Source organism: Leucobacter sp. PH1c (genome assembly GCF_000633415.1).
Taxonomy (GTDB): domain Bacteria; phylum Actinomycetota; class Actinomycetes; order Actinomycetales; family Microbacteriaceae; genus Leucobacter.
Window position 1 is genome coordinate 1 of sequence record NZ_AYMV01000013.1, and the last position, 16,548, is coordinate 16,548.

Below are 16,548 nucleotides of genomic sequence, written 5' to 3' on the forward strand. Positions count from 1 at the left end.
GTGCCGGCCCCTCGGCCGTTTCGTCGCGCTGAGCGCACTCAGAGCCCGCTCAGAACGCGCTCAGGATCCGCTCCGTGCGCGGCGCGGGGTTCAGGCCTCGCGCATGAGCGGCGACAGCGAGCGCGCGATCTCCGCGGCGTTCGCGAGGCCGGCGACGGTGAGCCAGTTGCCGAGCTGCTGGTAGCCGCCCTCCGTGAGCACCGACTCCGGGTGGTACTGGACGCCGTAGATGGGCAGCTCGCGGTGGCGCAGGGCCATGATCACGCCGCCCGCAGTCTCCGCCGTGATGGTGAGCGTCTCGGGCACCGTGTCGCGCACGACGGCGAGCGAGTGGTACCGCGTCGCGTCGAACTCCTCGGGGACGCCGGAGAAGAAGCCGTCGGCGGCGTGGCGCACGCGCGACACCTTGCCGTGCATGAGCTCCTCGGCGTGCGTCACGGTCGCACCGAGCGCCTCGGCGATCGCCTGGTGACCGAGACAGACGCCGAGGAGCGGAATGCCCGTGCGCAGCGCGATCCCGACCATGGCGATCGAGACGCCCGCGTCGGTCGGGGTGCCGGGGCCGGGCGAGATGAGCACGCCGTCGAACTCGCCGACGAGCTGCTCGAGCTCGCCGGGGGTGAGCTCGTCGTTGCGGATCACCCGCGTCGAGGCGCCGAGCTGCTGCAGGTAGCCGTTCAGCGTGTAGACGAAGCTGTCGTAGTTGTCGATGACCAGGATGCTTGTCATGTCCCGACCGTCACTTCCTGTTCGGGGAGCTGGAGAGCCACCCACGGGTAGACATAGGTGATGAGCGCGTAGACCAGGGCGGCCAGCGCGACGATGAGCACGATCACGCGCAGCCACGCGGGTCCGGGGAAGAATCGCCACAGCATGGAGAACATCAGCTCGCAGCTCCCTTCAGTGCGGGGTTGAGTTCGAGGAGCTCGGCCGGCGGGCCAGCACTGTGGGGCTGGAAGCCCTCGAACACGGAGTAGGCGATCGCCCGCTCGTCGCTGCCGGCGAGCTTCGGATGGCACGTGGTGAAGGTCATGATCTGGTCGGTTCCCGGGATGCCCTCGAGGCGGGGGAACGGATTCAGCACGTCCGTCTCGTTCGGCAGCACGTACTCGATCGAGCGGAAGCGGTACGTGTACCAGCCGTCGGCCGTCTCGATGAAGAGCGGGTCGCCGACCCGGAGGTTCATGACCTCGCGGAACGAGTTGATGAGCGGGCCGGATCGGTGGCCCGCGAGCGCGAAGTTGCCCGGTTCGCCCGGCAGCTGCGTGTTCTCGTAGTGGCCGATGCCCTTCTCGTCGAGGTTGAGCACGGTCCACCAGTCGGTCGTCTCGCCGATCCGGTTGGCGTAGCTCGTGCCGAAGGCGGGCGCGTGGAGCACGGCGAACACCTCGGCCGCCTCGGGCTTCGCCGGAACGGGGACGCCCTCGGTCTGCAGCGGCTGCGCTTCCGTGCGCCACTTCTCGGAGTCCGCGGCGGACAGCTGCTCCTGCTTCGCGGTGACGGTGACGCCCGTGTGCCAGGGCTGCCAGACGATGTAGCCGAGCACGCCCAGCCCGGCCACCAGCAGGAGCTCCCCGATCACCGTCAGGGGGCTGAGCCGTGCTCTGCGGCGGCGGCCGCCCGCACGTCGCGTCTCGGTCATGGAGAACATTCTAGATCGCACACCTGAGTCCCACACGGGATCGGGCTAGAATCGGTGTCATGGCAGCAGCTGGCAAGAATGTAAGCAAGCGCGCGTCGGGTGAGCTCGACCGCGAACGTGCGGAGCGTGCCTCCGCGCGGAAGGACGCTCCGAACCCGGTGTGGTTCAAGCCCGTGATGTTCGGCTTCATGCTGCTCGGGCTCATCTGGATCGTGCTGTTCTACATCACGAGCGGCAACCTGCAGCTCCCCATCCCGGCGCTCGGCCAGGGCAACATCTTCGTCGGCTTCGGCCTCGTGCTCGTCGGCTTCCTCATGACGCCGTGGTGGAAGTAGCTCCTCGCACGCTGACGAATGACACATTCTTGTCATTAATCACACCGGTGTAATTCGTCCCCAGGTTGGGGAGGAATCTGTGGATAACTCCACGGCGACCCGGACATGACTGAGGCCCGGTCCCGCGCGATTGCGCGAGGCCGGGCCTCAGTCGTTCACCGCGGGATCAGAAGATCGCGGGCATCACCACGAAGTACGCGCACGACAGCGCGGCGAGCACGACGCCGAGGCCCACCAGCGAGCCGATCCGGGCCGCGCGGCGCCGCGGCCCGCGGGTCGCGAGCAGCACGCCCATCGTCGCCGCCCCGACGATCATGCCGCCGAGGTGCGCCTGCCACGAGATCGCGGCGCCGGGGATGAGCCCGATGCCGAAGTTGATCGCGAGCAGCACCGCGAGCGAGGTGACGTTCACCCGGGCGGCCCGGTAGGCGACGAGCGTCGCGGCGAGCACGCCGAAGATCGCGCCGGAGGCGCCGACCGTCGGGATGTTGATCGTCTCGGGAGCGAGGTACGCCCAGAACATCACGCCGAGCGATCCGCCGACCCCCGCGAAGAGGTACAGCGCGAGGTAGGCGCCGCGGCCGATCGTCTGCTCGAGGTTCCTGCCGAAGAGCCACAGGGCATACATGTTGAACAGGATGTGGAACAGGAAGCCGGTCGAGTGCGTGAACATCGCCGTGAACATGCGCCACGGCTCGAAGCCCATGCCGGCGGGCAGCACCGCGTCGGGCAGCGAGTACAGGGGCGCGTACCAGAGGGTGCGCGTCACCTCGTCGCCGCCGAAGGTGTGGCTGATGAGCTGCAGCGCGAACACGACCGCGCACGCGATCATGATCCCGTAGGTGACCGGGGTGTCCGAAGCCGCGATCCGTCGCCCGGTGACCCGGGAGGCGCGCGCCGCCCGCTTCGCGGTGCTCGGCTGCGTCTGCTTCACGCACTCCGAGCACAGCACGCCGACGGCCGACACCACCTGGCACTCCGGGCAGATGGTGCGGCCGCAGCGCTGGCACAGCGTGAAGCTGTGCACGCGCGGGTGGCGATAGCAGACATCGTCGGGCCCGTACGAGACGCGCTCGCCGTACGAGGGCCCCGCGCCGTCACTCGCCACGTGGAGACCTAGGCCGCGACGACGTCGACACCGGTGATGACGACGTCCTCGACGGGACGGTCCATCGCACCGGTCTGCACGCCCGAGATCGCCTCGACGACGGCCTGCGAGGCCTCGTCCGCGACCTCACCGAAGATGGTGTGCTTGCCCGTCAGCCACTCGGGAGCGGTCGTGGTGATGAAGAACTGCGAGCCGTTCGTGCCGGCGAGACGGCCGGTCATGTCGGGACGCTTGCCGGCGTTCGCCATGGCGAGCTGGTACTTCCGGTCGAAGACGAGCTCGGGGTGGATCTCGTCGTCGAAGGTGTAGCCGGGGCCGCCGGTGCCGGTGCCGGTGGGGTCGCCGCCCTGGATCATGAAGTCGCGGATGATGCGGTGGAAGATGACGCCGTCGTAGAAGCCCTTCTCGGCGAGGTCGACGAAGTTCTTCACCGTCTTCGGGGCCTGGTCGCCGAAGAGGTTGACGACGATGTCGCCGTGGTTCGTGTGGATGGTCGCTACCGCAGTGTGAATGGTCATAGGCACTAGTGTAGGCGGGCCTCCCGCGAGGAACTGAGCGCTGGCCGGTGTTCCTGTGCGCCTCTCCTGAGAATCCTCATGCACTCGTGCGCGGACTCGACGCACCGCGCGCAGATCGGTGTAGCGTGGAGACAGCGAGCACCCTTGCTTCCCGCCTCGCCAAGCTAGGAGGACCGTAATGAAACTCTCACGCAAGCGCCGCCGCGAACTGCGCAGCCTGCGGGGTGACGCGCAGGAGCTGCTCGATCAGCAGCGCGTCGTTCTGAGCCACGCCGGAGACGTGCTCTCCCAGGCGGGCCGCCAGGCGAAGGCGCTCAGCGACGAGCACCTCGCGCCCCGGATCGACGATGCACTCGAGGCCGCACGCCCCACCGTCGACCGCGGCGTCGCATCGGCCCGACGCGCCGCGGACACCGTGCGCCGCGTCACGACCCCGATCGTCGCGAACGCCCTCGCGCGCACCATCCGCACGCTCGACGAGCTCGACAACGGCGACGCCGCCGCGCAGGTGCGCGGATTCGGCGAGCGCGCCGGATACCTCGCGCCGCAGAAGAAGAAGCGCCGGGTGGGCGGTTTCGTCGCGCTCGGCCTCGGTGTCGCCGCGGCCGCCGGCGTGGGCTACGCGCTCTGGCAGGCCTTCCGCACGGACGACGAGCTGTGGGTGGCCCCCGAGCACTAGCTCGACGCCCCACGAACGCCGCGGGCGCTGCGACCGGATTCCGGGTGCAGCGCCCGCGGCGTTTCTAGGAGGCTGCGGCGGGAGGCTGCGGGCCGGGACCAGACTTCGGGAGCGAGGCCCGCCGCGGGCCGCTGCGCCCCTGACCGCGGGTCTGCGGCCGCTCCTGGCCGGTCTTCGCGGCGGCGTTCTTCTTCGCCGCAGCGCCCGTCTTGCCCGTCTTCCCGGTCTTCCCGGTCTTCGTCGTCTTCGCCGCGGGCTTGCCTGCGGGCTTCGCGGCCCCCTTCGAGCCGCCCTTCGCGGTTCCCTCCGCCGGTCGTCGACCGATGCCCGCCATCCGGAGCCCCGTCTGCACGAGCGACAGGGTGCGCAGTTTCCCAATGTCGCGGATTGGCACCCAGCGCGCCTCGTCCGAGGATCCGTCGACCTCGTGCTGGAGCGGCCCGTCCTTCACCGTGGCGCGGTAGACGATGCGGATGGTGTGCAGTTCGGGATCGGTGCCCTCGGGCACCTCCTCACGCACCATGACCCGGGAATCGACACCCAGGAGCTTCCCCACGCGGGCCTCCAGCCCGGTCTCCTCGAGCACCTCGCGCACGACCGCGTCCCGCGGATCCTCGCCGGCTTCGAGCCCGCCACCCGGCAGCGTCCAGCCGTGGAGGTGACCGCGCCGCCAGTGCGTGAGCAGAATCTTCCCGCGCCGCTCTACCACCGCGTAGGCGGCCACTCGAAGATCCATGGCTCTGAGCCTAGCCTGTCGCCCCGTGTGCGCCCCCGTGCCGCTCCGCGGGAACCGCGAAGCTCGAACGCTGCGCGCGCCACCCCACCAGCCAGCGGTCGAGGCGCGCATACGCCTCTGCGCGCGGCCCGGACGCGGAGAGGAAGAGATCGTGCAGCCCGCCGTCGATCCGGTCGATCGTGACGGAGCCGCCGAGGCGCAGCGCGGCACGGGCCACGGCCTCCACATCGAGCACGGTGTCCGCGCGGGTGAGCTCCTCGCTCCACCGCAGCGGGACCGCCGAGCGGGCCGAGAGCATCACCTCGACCGGGATCCCGATCCCGAGCCCCCTGCTCACCCGGTCGTGCCCCGCGAGGATCGCCCGCAGCCAGCCGGCGGACATCGTGTGGCTGCGCTCGGGCCGCCACTCGGGGTTCAGCCGCGCGAGCTCCTCGGCGGGGCCGACCTCGCGCTGCGCGCGCATGTAGAACCCGGCGTCCACCTGCGGTCCCGCGTCCTTCGGCGTGACCTTCGCGGTCATGTTGACGATCGGAGAGAGGGCCTGCCTGCCGGCGGTGGCGAGCTGGAACTCCAGCCAGGGGCTGTTCAGTACGAGCGCGTGGGCGCGATCCGGGTGCCTGGCCGCCCAGAGGCTCAGCACGAGGCCGCCCGTCGAGTGCCCGAAGAGCACGAGGTCGCGCGGGGCGCCGCTCGGCCCCGCGGCCGCGATCACGTCGAAGGCTTGGCCGATCTCCTCGTCGTAGTCCCCCAGCGCGGTGATGTATCCGGGGGTCTGCCCGGGGCGGAGGCTCCTCCCGTACTTCCGGAGGTCGAGGGCGTAGAAGCGCGCGCCACGGTCCGTCCAGAACCGCGCGAGCTCCGTCTGGAAGAAGTAGTCAGACCAGCCGTGCACGTAGAGCACATCGACGTCGGCGAGCGGCAGCCGCTTCCCGCGCAGCCGATCCCACAGCGGGACAGGCTCCGGGAGGGCGCGCACGAGGGTGGCGACGAGCGGCCCCTCGTCGTCCGCGCCGAGGGCGAGCTCGGTGCAGGTGAAGCCCGCACCGAGCACGTCCTCGCGCCACTCGGTCATGCTCGTAGTCTACGACCCGTTGCGGAGAACCAGGTCGCCTGCCGTGAGCTCGGCCGTGATGCGGTGCGGAGACGTCGAGGAGGTGCGGAGCTCGTTGCGCAGATCGCCGAGCTCCACCGCGGAGGTCACCCGGTACTCGGCATCGGGGAGGGTGAGATCGACCGATCCCATGCTCGCCTGCACGGAGACCTCGTCGGGCGCGGTGCCGCGGAGCCGCGCGGTCGCGCCGCCCATCGATACCTCGAAGTCGGCGGTGCGCACGCCCTGCAGATCTCCGACGAACTCCCCCACGCCCACGCTGACGTCGAGCTCCCGGGCCGCGCCCGTCACCTCCGCCTTGCCCGCGCCGACCTCGACGTCGAGCTGGCCGAAGGTGCCGTCCGCGGAGACCGCGCCCGCGGCGAGCGTGATGTCCGCGTCGAGCAGCTGCGTGCGGTACTTCTGCGGCAGGGTCAGCGTGATCGTGCTCGATCCGAGGCGCCGCTCCGGCGGGCAGAAGCCGAACCAGCAGCTCCCGCCGATCTGGTCGGGGCTCGAGACGACGAGCGAGCCGCGCTCGCGGCGCAGCTCAACGCGATCCGCCTGCGCGCCGGTCACCGTGAGCTCGGCCTCCGTGACGGGGCCGTAAGCGAGCGTGAACGATGCAGCACCCACCTCGAGGTCGAGCTCCGTGATCCCGCGCGCGGAGACGCTCTGCACGCCGCTCTCGCTCGTCCCGCCTCGGCTGCCCACGGCGCCGGAGGCCGCGGAGGCGCCCACCGCGAGGAGGGCCACCCCGCCGAGAATCGCGGTGGTGATCGCGACCGGGCCGGTTCCGCGACGGCGGGGGCTGCCCGGCCCCGCCTCGCTCACGGTGTGCCCGCTCGGGGCGGTCGGGACGGTCGGGGTGCTCGGGGGCTGGGGCTGATCGATCATCGGGGGGCTCCTGTCTGCGGGGTCGTGGGGGGCTGGGGCGGCACGGCTCCCGTGCTCTCGAGGTGCGCGATGGCGGCGAGGACGCGGCGATTGCCCGACTCGTCCGGCTCGAGGCCCAGCTTCTGGAAGATGGCGGTGATGTGCTTTTCGACGCTCGCCTCGGAGAGGAAGAGCAGCGCGGCGATGGCCTGATTGGAGCGGCCCTCGGCGAGCGCGGCGAGCACGGTGCGCTCGCGCTCCGTGAGCGCCGACATCCGGTCGTCCCGGCCCCGGCGCGTGAGGAGCTGGGCGACGACCTCGGGATCGAGCACGGTCGCGCCGCCCGCGATCCGGGCGACGGCGTCGATGAACTCCCCCACGTCGGCGACGCGGTCCTTCAACAGGTAGCCGAAGGCACCGCCCTGGGCGGCGATCAGCTCGCTCGCGTAGCGCTCCTCCACGTACTGCGAGAGCACGAGGACGGGCAGCTGCGGGTGCTCGCTGCGGAGCGCGCGGGCGAGCCGGATCCCCTCATCGGTGAAGGTGGGCGGGAGCCGCACATCGAGGATGCAGAGCTCGGGCGCGCGCTCGCGCACCGCCTCGGGGACGCCCTCCGTCGTGGGGAGGGCCGCGACCACCTCGTGGCCGGAGTGCTCCAGGAGCCGCACCAGGCCCTCGCGGAGCAGCACGGAGTCCTCGCAGATCAGGATGCGCACGGAACGCTCACCTCCAGGGATGTGGGACCGCCCTGCGGGCTGTCGAGTCGAATGGTGCCGCCCGCTGCGAGGATCCGGTTGGAGATCCCGTCGAGGCCGCCGCCGGGGAGTACCCGGGCGCCTCCGATGCCGTTGTCCTCGACGCGCGCCCACAGCGTGCCGCCCTCGCGCAGCCGCACGATCACCCGGCACTCGCTCGCTCGCGAGTGCTTCGCGGCGTTCGTGAGGGATTCGGCGATCGCGAAGTACACGGCGGTCTCGGCCTCCCTGCTGCAGCGGCCGTCGAGGCGCACGTCGAGCACGACCGGGATGTGGGAGCGCCCGGCGAGCGCGGAGAGCGCCGCGTCGAGGCCGCGGTCGTCGAGGACCGAGGCGTGGATCCCGCGCGCGAGCTGCCGCAGTTCGGTGATCGCGGCCTTCGTGGACGTGTGCGCCTCCGCGATGAGGGCCTTCGCCTCCTCCGGGTTCGACTCGATCTGCTGCTGGGCGAGGCCCAGCGTCATCCCGACCGAGACGAGGCGGGGCTGCACGCCGTCGTGGAGGTCGCGCTCGATGCGGGTGCGCTCCACCTCAGCGGCGCGCACGGCGCCGGCGCGCTGCCGGGCCGAGGTCTGCGCGTCCCGGGTCAGCTGCTGCGTGCGCACCCCGGCCCGGAGGATCGCGACGGTGATCGTGCGGTGGAGCAGGGCCAGGCCGATGATGGCCGCGCTGCCCAGGACAGCGACGATGAGGGCGACGAGCGGCGAGCTCAGCCCGCCGAAGAGCCCGAACAGGGTGCCGAAGGCCGGATCCGGCTCGCTCGCTCCCCCGAACAGGCCGCTCACCCCGGAGACGAGCGCCCAGATGACGCTCTGGGCGAGCACGAGCACGAAAGTGCCGATCACGGTGGCGGTGATGAAGCTGCCGATCGAGCGCCACATGCGGCCGTCGCAGAACTGCGCCCAGACTCCGCGGAGGTACCCGCCGAAGCCGGGGCCGCGCGCGGGGGCGAGCCGCAGGGGCGCAGCCTCGATCCCGTACAGGCCGGCGACCCGCTCGATCTCGAACCAGCCGACGCCGAAGAGCGCGTACACGAAGCCCACGAGCACGACGAGGCCGATCCCGAAGACGAGCGCGGTGGCCACACCGGCGCTCCCGAGTGCGAGGAGCACGCTGACGACGACCCAGCCGCCGATCCCGAGCGCGGCGAGGTGCAGCACCGTCAAGGCGATCCGGCGGGGCGCGTGACCGCCCGCTGACGTGCCTCGCGGCGCCGCACAGCGCGGCGCGGAATCGGTCGATGCGGGGGCCGCGGGTGTCGCGGGTGTCGCGGAGTGGGTGGCCGGTGCGGCCGGAGAACTGCTCATGCTTCTACGGTAGGCGGAGGCGGGGGCCCGCAACACCGGGCCGACCGGAGGAGCGGTTTCGGGGTTTCCCTACTCCCGGGCCCGGGAACGCAAAAAATCCCCGCCGAAGCGAGGATTTCTGTGGTGGATCCTGGGAGAATCGAACTCCCGACATCCTGCTTGCAAAGCAGGCACTCTACCAACTGAGTTAAGGACCCGTGGTGATGAACACTCTCGTGCACATCGGTGGGGCTACCAGGACTTGAACCTGGGACCTCTTCATTATCAGTGAAGCGCTCTAACCGCCTGAGCTATAGCCCCTTGACCAGAAACTAACTTTAGCGGAAGCCGAACGAAAATTGAAATCGAATCGGCGTTCCGGGCGCGTTGCGTGTCGTCGCGGTGCGCGTGGTCGCGGTGCGCGTCGGGGCCTCCCCGTCCCGGAGCAGCCACGTCCGCCATCCAGGGTGTCTCCCCCGCACGCACACGGGCACCGGTCCCCCGAGGGATCCGTGGATCCCGTCGGGGCCGGTGCCCGGGCGGTGCGACCGTGGTCGCGTTAGTTGCTCGTGAAACCGAGCTGGAAGCCGCCGAGGACGCGCACCAGCAGGTTGTAGACGAGGGAGGCGATCGCGCCGAGCGCGGTGCCGACGATCACGTTCAGGATTCCCACCACGACCGAGAGGCCGAGCACCTGCGGGAAGCCGATGATCTTCATCAGGCTGTTGTCCTCGCCCACGATGTCCATGAACAGCGCGTCGACCTGGCTGAACACGCCGGTCTGGAGCAGCACCGTGTAGATCAGGATGGTCGCCACGATGCCGACGATCGCGAAGCAGATCGACACGAGGAAGGAGAACTTCACCGCCGACCAGAAGTCGACGTAGACGAGCTTCAGCCGAACCTGCTTGGCAGGAGCCTTCTTGCGGGTCTTCTTGGCCAGCTTGTCTGCGACAGTATTACTCATTCAGGTCTTCCTCGTTTTCCGCGGTCTCGGCGCCCGGTGCTTCGGACTCAGCGTCGTCGAGCCCGCGTTCTGAATTTCGCGCGATGCCAATGATACGGTCCGCCTCTGGGAATCGTGCAAACACGACGCCCATGGTGTTCCGGCCCTTTGCGGGGACCTCCGCGACGCTCGATCGCACCACCTTACCGCTTGCGAGCACGACGAGCACCTCGTCCGCCTCGTCGACGATGAGCGCGCCGACGAGATCGCCGCGGTTCTCATCGAGCTTCGCGACCTTGATGCCGTAGCCGCCGCGCTGCTGCACGCGGTACTCGTTCGCCGCGGTGCGCTTGGCGTACCCGCCCTCGGTGACCACGAAGACGAAGCCGCCCTCGTCGCTCACGCGCGAGGCCGAGAGGAGTGCGTCGTCCTCGCGGAAGTTCATGCCGCGCACGCCGCTCGTGGAGCGTCCCATCGGGCGAAGTGCCTGATCAGATGCCGTAAATCGAACCGACATTCCGTGCCTGGAGACGAGTAGCACGTCGTCGTCGGCTTCCGCGATCAGCGCCGAGACGAGCTCGTCGCCCTCGCGCAGCTTGATCGCGATGATGCCGCCCGTACGGTTCGTGTCGTACTCCGTGAGCGCGGTCTTCTTGACGAGGCCATCGCGGGTCGCGAGCACGAGGTACCCGCTCGCGAAGTCGCGGACGTCGAGGATCTGCGTGACCGTCTCATCGGGAGCGAGCGCGAGCAGGTTTGCGAGGTGCTGGCCCTTCGCATCCCGACCGCCCTCGGGGATCTCGTACGTCTTCGCCCGGTAGACGCGGCCCGTGTTCGTGAAGAACAGGAGCCAGTGGTGCGTCGTGGTGACGAAGAAGTGCTCGACGATGTCGTCGGCGCGGAGCGCCGCGCCCTTGACGCCCTTGCCGCCGCGGTGCTGCGAGCGGTAGTTGTCGATGCGCGTGCGCTTGACGTAGCCGCCGCGCGTCACGGTGACCACCATCTCCTCTTCGGGGATGAGGTCCTCCATCGACATGTCGCCGTCGAAGCCGTGCAGGATCGTCGAGCGGCGCTCGTCGCCGTACTTGTCGACGAGCTCCCCCAGCTCGGTCACGATGATGCTGCGCTGCTCGGCCGGCGATGCCAGGATGCCCTGGTACTCCTTGATCTGCGCCTCGAGCTTCGCCGCGAGGTCGAGGATCTTCTGGCGCTCCATGGCCGCGAGGCGGCGCAGCTGGAGTCCGAGGATCGCGTCGGCCTGGATCTGGTCGACGTCGAGGAGCTGCATGAGGCCCTCACGAGCCTCATCCACGGTCGGCGAGCGGCGGATCAGGGCGATGACCTCGTCGAGCGCGTCGAGCGCCTTGAGGTAGCCGCGCTGGATGTGCGCTTCGGCCTCGGCCTTCCGCAGCCGGTACTCGGTACGGCGGACGATGACCTCGACCTGGTGCTTCGCCCAGGAGACGATGAAGCCGTCGAGCGACAGGGTGCGCGGCACGCCGTCGACGATCGCGAGCATGTTCGCGCCGAAGTTCTCCTGCAGCTGCGTGTGCTTGTACAGGTTGTTCAGCACGACCTTCGGGATCGCATCGCGCTTCAGCACGATCACGAGGCGCTGGCCCGTACGGCCGCTCGTCTCGTCGCGAATGTCGGCGATGCCCTGGACCTTGTTTTCCTTCACGAGGTCCGCGATCTTCACCGCGAGGTTGTCCGGGTTCACCTGGTACGGGAGCTCGGTGACCACGAGGCACGTGCGGCCCTGGATCTCCTCGATGTTCACCACGGCGCGCATCGTGATGGAGCCGCGACCCGTGCGGTACGCCTCGCGGATCCCCTTGGTACCGAGGATCTGGGCGCCCGTCGGGAAATCGGGGCCGTGCACGCGCTCCATGAGCGCCTCGAGCAGCTCCTCGCGGCTCGCCTCGGGGTGCTCGAGGTGCCAGATGGCGCCCTCGGAAACCTCGCGGAGGTTGTGCGGCGGGATGTTCGTGGCCATGCCGACGGCGATGCCCACGGAGCCGTTGACGAGCAGGTTCGGGAACCGGCTCGTGAGCACGGTGGGCTCCTGCGTGCGCCCATCGTAGTTGTCCTGGAAATCGACGGTTTCCTCGTCGATGTCGCGCACCATCTCCATGGCTAGCGGGGACATCTTGGTCTCGGTGTATCGGTGCGCCGCGGCTCCGTCGTTGCCGGGCGAACCGAAGTTGCCCTGGCCGAGCGCGAGCGGGTAGCGCAGCGACCACGGCTGCACGAGGCGCACGAGCGAGTCGTAGACCGCACCGTCGCCGTGCGGGTGGAACTGGCCCATCACGTCACCGATGACACGGGTGCACTTCGAGAAGGCCTTGTCCGGGCGGTAGCCTCCGTCGTACATCGTGTAGATTACGCGGCGGTGCACGGGCTTCAGGCCGTCGCGCACGTCGGGAAGGGCTCGACCCACGATGACGCTCATGGCGTAGTCGAGGTAGGAGCGCTGCATCTCGAGCTGCAGGTCGACCTGGTCGATACGGCCGTGCACGGCCTGCTCTCCCGGCTGGGTCTCGTCGGTCACGGGGTCGACCTCCGGGGTCTGGTTCTCAGATGTCAAGGAAGCGCACATCCTTCGCGTTCTGCTGGATGAAGGTGCGGCGCGCCTCGACGTCCTCGCCCATCAGGGTGGCGAAGATCTCGTCGGCGGTCGCCGCGTCCTCCATGGTGACCTGCAGCAGGGTGCGGGTCTCCGGGTTCATGGTGGTCTCCCACAGCTCTTCGTGGTTCATCTCGCCGAGGCCCTTGTAGCGCTGCACGCCGCTCTCCTTCATGAGGCGCTTGCCGTTCTCCGCGCCGGCGGCGAGCTGCGCGTCGCGCTCCGCATCGCTGTAGACGTACTCGTGATCCGCGTTCGCCCACTTGATGCGGTAGAGCGGCGGCTGCGCGAGGTACACGTAGCCGAGATCGATGAGCGGCCGCATGTAGCGGAACAGGAGCGTGAGCAGCAGCGTGGTGATGTGCTGGCCGTCGACATCGGCGTCGGCCATGAGCACGATCTTGTGGTAGCGAGCCTTCTCGGGATCGAACTCCTCGCCGATGCCGGCGCCAAACGCCGTGATCATGGCCTGAACCTCGGCGTTGTTGAGGGCCCGATCGAGTCGCGCCTTCTCCACGTTCAGGATCTTGCCGCGGAGCGGGAGGATCGCCTGGGTGTGGGGGTTGCGCCCGGTCTTGGCGGAGCCGCCTGCCGAGTCGCCCTCCACGATGAAGATCTCGGAGATCGTCGGATCCTTGCTCGTGCAGTCCGAGAGCTTGCCGGGCATGCCACCCGACTCGAGCACGCTCTTGCGGCGCGCGGTCTCACGGGCCTTGCGGGCCGCGATCCGAGCGGTCGCGGCCTGGATCGCCTTGCGGATGATGTCCTTGGCGGGACCGGGGTTGCGCTCGAGCCAGTCGCCGAGCTGATCGCCCACGACCTTCTGCACGAACGCCTTCGCCTCGGTGTTGCCGAGCTTGGTCTTCGTCTGCCCCTCGAACTGGGGCTCCCCCAGCTTCACGGAGATGACGGCGGTGAGGCCCTCGCGCACGTCGTCGCCCGAAAGGTTGTCATCCTTCTCGCGAAGGATGTTCTTCTCTCGCGCGTAGCGGTTCACCAGCGTGGTGAGCGCAGCGCGGAAGCCCTCCTCGTGGGTGCCGCCCTCGTGGGTGTTGATCGTGTTCGCGTAGGTGTGGACGCTCTCCGTGTACGCGGTGGTCCACTGCATCGCGATCTCGACCGCGATCTTGCGCTCCGGATCCTCCGCGTCGAAGGAGATGATGTCCTCGTGCACGAGATCGGCGCGCTTGGCGGCGTTCAGGTGCTCGACGTAATCCTCGATGCCCTTCTCGTAGAGGAAGGAATCGTGCGGAGCGGCGGGAGCGACGAGCTCGCCGGCCTCGTTCTCCACGGGCTCCTGCGGGCGCTCATCCGTGAGCGTGATCTTGAGGCCCTTGTTGAGGAAGGCCATCTGCTGGAATCGGGTGCGCAGCGTCTGGTAGTCAAACTCGACGGTCTCGAAGATCTCGGCGCTCGGCCAGAACGTGATCGTCGTGCCGGTCTCGTCCGTGGGCTCCCCCTGCGCGAGCGGGGCGTCCGGGACACTGCCGGTGAACGACATGTTCCACGTGAAACCCTGTCGCTTCACGGCGACCTCGAAGCGCGTCGAGAGCGCGTTCACGACCGAGGAGCCGACGCCGTGCAGGCCACCGGACACCGCGTAGCCACCGCCACCGAACTTGCCGCCGGCGTGGAGGACCGTGAGGACCACCTCGACCGTGGAGCGACCCTCGGTGGGGTGCGGATCCACGGGGATGCCGCGCCCGTTGTCGACGACGCGGACCGCGCCATCGGGAAGGATGGTCACCGCGATCGTGTCGCAGTAGCCGGCGAGCGCCTCATCCACGGAGTTGTCGACGATCTCGTACACCAGGTGGTGGAGGCCACGGGGGCCGGTCGAACCGATGTACATGCCCGGACGCTTGCGCACTGCTTCAAGGCCTTCGAGCACCTGAATGGCGCCGGCGCCGTAGTCTTCCGCGGCCGCGGCCTGTTCTGAACTCATGCGTGAATGATCCTTTTCTGGGCGTCTCAGAGCGTAATTTCACCCCGGATACTTCCGCACACCAGTCTATCAAGAATGCGCCGTCGCAGGCCGGATTGCGGGCCTGTGCGGCGCATGTGAAGTTCGGGGTCCTCCCCCGCGGAATCTCCCTACCCGTAGGTGTCGCGGGGTCCTCGGCCCGGAACCGTGCGCGGGCCGTGGCGCCAGCTCGGTGCCCCCGGTGCGAGGAATCGAATGTCACGAATCTCGGCATCGGGGTACTCCCGGAGCAGCCGAGTCAGCATCTCGGCGCGAAGCCGGCGCAGCTCCGTCGCCCAGGTGGTCGAGTCGCACTGGATCTGCAGCACGCCGTGGCTGATCCCGAGCACGGTCGTGTGCTCCGCGGTCGCTCCCCCGGCAAACTCGGCCCACTCCGCGATGATGCGCGCCTGCTCGAGTTCGACACTCCAGCCCATATCGCCCGCCATCGTCGAGAGCACGTCGCTGAGCGCACGGGGATCGCGGCCGAAGCCGAAGGCCTCGCCCCCGGGGCCGTCGGCACCCACCCGCCGCCGACGCCGCACGGGCTTCCCCCGCCAGAGCGATTTGGCGCGGAGATACGCCTCGCTCGCGAAGCCGAGCTCGCCGGCTCCCTCGCTCACGGCGTTTCCTCCGTGTCGCGCGTGGCGGTGTCGCCCGCAACAGGGCCACCCGCAGTGATGTCACCCGCAGTGATGTCACCCGCCGCCGCGTCCTGCGCCGCCGCGTCGGGCACCCTGGCAACGGAGTCTGCGGCAACAGAGTCTGCGGCGGAGTCCGGAGTGGAGTCCTCGGGCGCAGCGGCCTCGCGGCTCCCCTCCCCTGCGTCAAGAATCTCGCCCGCGCGGATCTCCACCCGATGCCAGGACAGCTCGTCAGGAACGTCCCCCTCGACCGCGGCCGTCACAATAACTTGCTCATATGACTCGACGGCGCCCATGAGGCGCTCTCGGCGACGAGAATCGAGTTCGGCGAACACGTCGTCGAGGATGATCACGGGATCGCCAGCCGGCGACTCGTCGCGGAGCAGGCCGGCGAGTGCGAGCTTTAACGACAGCGCGAAGGACCATGACTCGCCGTGGCTCGCGTAGCCCTTCACGGGAAGCCCATTGAGGGAAAGTACGAGGTCGTCCCGGTGCGGACCTACGAGCGTCACTCCCCGCTCGACCTCGCGGCGGCGCACCCGCTCCAGGGCCTCCCGCATCTCGGCGGCCAGTGTTTCACGTGAAACGCTCGCGAGTTCGGCGAGGGACGGCGCCGGTGTTTCACGTGAAACGTCGCCCGCGCGAAGTGCCTCGGCGACCGACTCGGCCAGGCCGAGCTCCGGCGCGTGGTCCTGCTCGACAAGCGTCGCGTACGCATCGCGCAGAATCGGCTGAAGGTCGCGAACCAGTTCGCGACGCGCCAACATGATCTGCGATCCGAACTCAACGAGCTGGTCGTCCCAGACCTGCAGTGCGGCGGTCGGTGGCCCGGACGAGCCTCGCGAAGATTTGAGGAGCGCGGTGCGCTGCCGCACCACCCGCTCGTAGTCCGAGAGGGCGCCCGCGGCCACCGGGTGACGCAAAACGAGTGCGTCGTCGAGAAAGCGCCGACGTAAGGATGGCTCTCCACGAACGATTGTGAGGTCCTCCGGCGCGAACAGCACCGCCGCAAACCAGCGCATCACCTCGCGGGGGCGCGCAGGATTGCGATTGACCTGGGCGCGGTTCGGGCGATCGCGATTGATCTGCAGCTCGAGGAGCACTTCGCGTTCAGCGGCGATGACGCGGAGCCGCGCGATAGCGGCATCCGCCCCGGCGCGGATGAGTGCGGCATCGCCCGTGACCCGGTGCGATCGCAGCGCAGCGAAGTAGCCGATCGCCTCGACGAGGTTCGTCTTCCCCTGGCCGTTCCGCCCGACGATCAGGTTCGGGCCGGCGGCCAGCGGAAGCTCGGCCATGCGATAGTTGCGGAAATCTCCGAGCGAGAGGTGCGCGACCCGCATC

17 protein-coding genes and 2 tRNA genes are annotated in these 16,548 nt (G+C 69.3%); 2 read left to right on the plus strand and 17 right to left on the minus strand.

Annotated elements, in window-relative coordinates; genetic code table 11:
• Positions 1–90: 90 nt before the first annotated feature.
• The 3 genes from U874_RS0104525 to U874_RS0104535 are packed head-to-tail and all read right to left on the minus strand — an operon-like array spanning position 91 to position 1,642.
• Complete coding sequence (locus tag U874_RS0104525) at positions 91–729, minus strand: aminodeoxychorismate/anthranilate synthase component II (RefSeq protein ID WP_025133360.1); 639 nt, start codon at positions 727–729, stop codon at positions 91–93.
• A complete protein-coding gene (locus tag U874_RS15645) occupies positions 726–884 on the minus strand; it encodes a hypothetical protein (RefSeq protein WP_198525813.1) in 159 nt (52 codons plus the stop codon). Before U874_RS15645 ends, U874_RS0104525 begins: the two co-directional genes overlap by 4 nt.
• Positions 884–1,642: a class E sortase gene (locus U874_RS0104535; protein WP_025133361.1), complete on the minus strand. Its 759-nt coding sequence runs from the start codon at positions 1,640–1,642 to the stop codon at positions 884–886. Before U874_RS0104535 ends, U874_RS15645 begins: the two co-directional genes overlap by 1 nt.
• Positions 1,643–1,701: 59 nt before the next feature.
• Here U874_RS0104535 and U874_RS0104540 point away from each other — a divergent pair, with 59 nt between their 5' ends.
• Positions 1,702–1,977 (plus strand): cell division protein CrgA, encoded by a 276-nt coding sequence (locus U874_RS0104540; RefSeq protein ID WP_025133362.1) that lies wholly within the window; start codon positions 1,702–1,704, stop codon positions 1,975–1,977.
• Positions 1,978–2,143: 166 nt separating this feature from the next.
• Here the strand turns inward: U874_RS0104540 and U874_RS0104545 are convergent, their stop codons facing one another.
• Both U874_RS0104545 and U874_RS0104550 read right to left on the minus strand, forming a co-directional pair.
• The gene (locus U874_RS0104545) at positions 2,144–3,085 is read right to left on the minus strand and encodes a rhomboid family intramembrane serine protease (RefSeq protein WP_025133363.1); all 942 of its coding nucleotides are present in this window, start codon (positions 3,083–3,085) and stop codon (positions 2,144–2,146) included.
• Positions 3,086–3,093: 8 nt separating this feature from the next.
• Positions 3,094–3,603, minus strand: coding sequence for a peptidylprolyl isomerase (locus tag U874_RS0104550; RefSeq protein ID WP_025133364.1), 510 nt, complete (start codon positions 3,601–3,603; stop codon positions 3,094–3,096).
• Between the two features lie 178 nt (positions 3,604–3,781).
• On the opposite strand from U874_RS0104550, the gene U874_RS0104555 reads away from it, so the two are divergent.
• Entirely contained in the window at positions 3,782–4,282 is a 501-nt protein-coding gene (locus U874_RS0104555) for a hypothetical protein (RefSeq protein WP_025133365.1), read from the plus strand.
• 64 nt (positions 4,283–4,346) lie between these two features.
• On the opposite strand, the gene U874_RS15915 is transcribed toward U874_RS0104555, so the two are convergent.
• The 12 genes from U874_RS15915 to recF form a co-directional block, all read right to left on the minus strand.
• Positions 4,347–5,018 (minus strand): NUDIX hydrolase, encoded by a 672-nt coding sequence (locus tag U874_RS15915; protein WP_025133366.1) that lies wholly within the window; start codon positions 5,016–5,018, stop codon positions 4,347–4,349.
• 10 nt (positions 5,019–5,028) lie between these two features.
• A complete protein-coding gene (locus tag U874_RS0104565) occupies positions 5,029–6,090 on the minus strand; it encodes an alpha/beta hydrolase (RefSeq protein WP_025133367.1) in 1,062 nt (353 codons plus the stop codon).
• 9 nt (positions 6,091–6,099) lie between these two features.
• On the minus strand, positions 6,100–7,005 hold the full coding sequence (locus U874_RS0104570; RefSeq protein WP_025133368.1) for a DUF4097 family beta strand repeat protein: 906 nt from the start codon (positions 7,003–7,005) through the stop codon (positions 6,100–6,102).
• A complete protein-coding gene (locus U874_RS0104575; RefSeq protein WP_025133369.1) occupies positions 7,002–7,700 on the minus strand; it encodes a response regulator transcription factor in 699 nt (232 codons plus the stop codon). The genes U874_RS0104570 and U874_RS0104575 overlap by 4 nt, the downstream gene beginning before the upstream one ends.
• Positions 7,688–8,905, minus strand: coding sequence for a histidine kinase (locus tag U874_RS14150; RefSeq protein ID WP_025133370.1), 1,218 nt, complete (start codon positions 8,903–8,905; stop codon positions 7,688–7,690). Before U874_RS14150 ends, U874_RS0104575 begins: the two co-directional genes overlap by 13 nt.
• A 262-nt stretch (positions 8,906–9,167) precedes the next feature.
• A tRNA-Ala gene (locus U874_RS0104585) sits at positions 9,168–9,243 on the minus strand.
• 29 nt (positions 9,244–9,272) lie between these two features.
• Positions 9,273–9,346, minus strand: a tRNA-Ile gene (locus tag U874_RS0104590).
• Between the two features lie 238 nt (positions 9,347–9,584).
• Entirely contained in the window at positions 9,585–9,992 is a 408-nt protein-coding gene (locus U874_RS0104595; RefSeq protein ID WP_025133371.1) for a DUF3566 domain-containing protein, read from the minus strand.
• The gene (gene gyrA, locus U874_RS0104600; protein WP_025133372.1) at positions 9,985–12,558 is read right to left on the minus strand and encodes a DNA gyrase subunit A; all 2,574 of its coding nucleotides are present in this window, start codon (positions 12,556–12,558) and stop codon (positions 9,985–9,987) included. Before gyrA ends, U874_RS0104595 begins: the two co-directional genes overlap by 8 nt.
• Positions 12,548–14,542: a DNA topoisomerase (ATP-hydrolyzing) subunit B gene (gene gyrB / locus U874_RS0104605; protein WP_025133373.1), complete on the minus strand. Its 1,995-nt coding sequence runs from the start codon at positions 14,540–14,542 to the stop codon at positions 12,548–12,550. Before gyrB ends, gyrA begins: the two co-directional genes overlap by 11 nt.
• 149 nt (positions 14,543–14,691) lie before the next feature.
• The gene (locus U874_RS0104610; RefSeq protein WP_025133374.1) at positions 14,692–15,183 is read right to left on the minus strand and encodes a DUF721 domain-containing protein; all 492 of its coding nucleotides are present in this window, start codon (positions 15,181–15,183) and stop codon (positions 14,692–14,694) included.
• Positions 15,180–16,547, minus strand: a complete 1,368-nt coding sequence (recF, locus tag U874_RS0104615) for a DNA replication/repair protein RecF (protein WP_025133375.1) — start codon at positions 16,545–16,547, stop codon at positions 15,180–15,182. The genes U874_RS0104610 and recF overlap by 4 nt, the downstream gene beginning before the upstream one ends.
• Position 16,548: the final 1 nt, after the last annotated feature.

Bases quoted from the DNA above. Each gene is read 5' to 3' on its own strand.
- U874_RS15645 (WP_198525813.1), bottom strand. From the start codon at position 884: ATGTTCTCCATGCTGTGGCGATTCTTCCCCGGACCCGCGTGGCTGCGC.
- U874_RS15915 (WP_025133366.1), bottom strand. From the start codon at position 5,018: ATGGATCTTCGAGTGGCCGCCTACGCGGTGGTAGAGCGGCGCGGGAAG.
- U874_RS0104570 (WP_025133368.1), bottom strand. From the start codon at position 7,005: ATGATCGATCAGCCCCAGCCCCCGAGCACCCCGACCGTCCCGACCGCC.
- recF (WP_025133375.1), bottom strand. From the start codon at position 16,547: ATGCGGGTCGCGCACCTCTCGCTCGGAGATTTCCGCAACTATCGCATG.
- U874_RS0104535 (WP_025133361.1), bottom strand. From the start codon at position 1,642: ATGACCGAGACGCGACGTGCGGGCGGCCGCCGCCGCAGAGCACGGCTC.
- U874_RS0104550 (WP_025133364.1), bottom strand. From the start codon at position 3,603: ATGACCATTCACACTGCGGTAGCGACCATCCACACGAACCACGGCGAC.
- U874_RS0104555 (WP_025133365.1), top strand. From the start codon at position 3,782: ATGAAACTCTCACGCAAGCGCCGCCGCGAACTGCGCAGCCTGCGGGGT.
- U874_RS0104565 (WP_025133367.1), bottom strand. From the start codon at position 6,090: ATGACCGAGTGGCGCGAGGACGTGCTCGGTGCGGGCTTCACCTGCACC.
- U874_RS0104525 (WP_025133360.1), bottom strand. From the start codon at position 729: ATGACAAGCATCCTGGTCATCGACAACTACGACAGCTTCGTCTACACG.
- gyrB (WP_025133373.1), bottom strand. From the start codon at position 14,542: ATGAGTTCAGAACAGGCCGCGGCCGCGGAAGACTACGGCGCCGGCGCC.
- U874_RS0104540 (WP_025133362.1), top strand. From the start codon at position 1,702: ATGGCAGCAGCTGGCAAGAATGTAAGCAAGCGCGCGTCGGGTGAGCTC.
- U874_RS0104595 (WP_025133371.1), bottom strand. From the start codon at position 9,992: ATGAGTAATACTGTCGCAGACAAGCTGGCCAAGAAGACCCGCAAGAAG.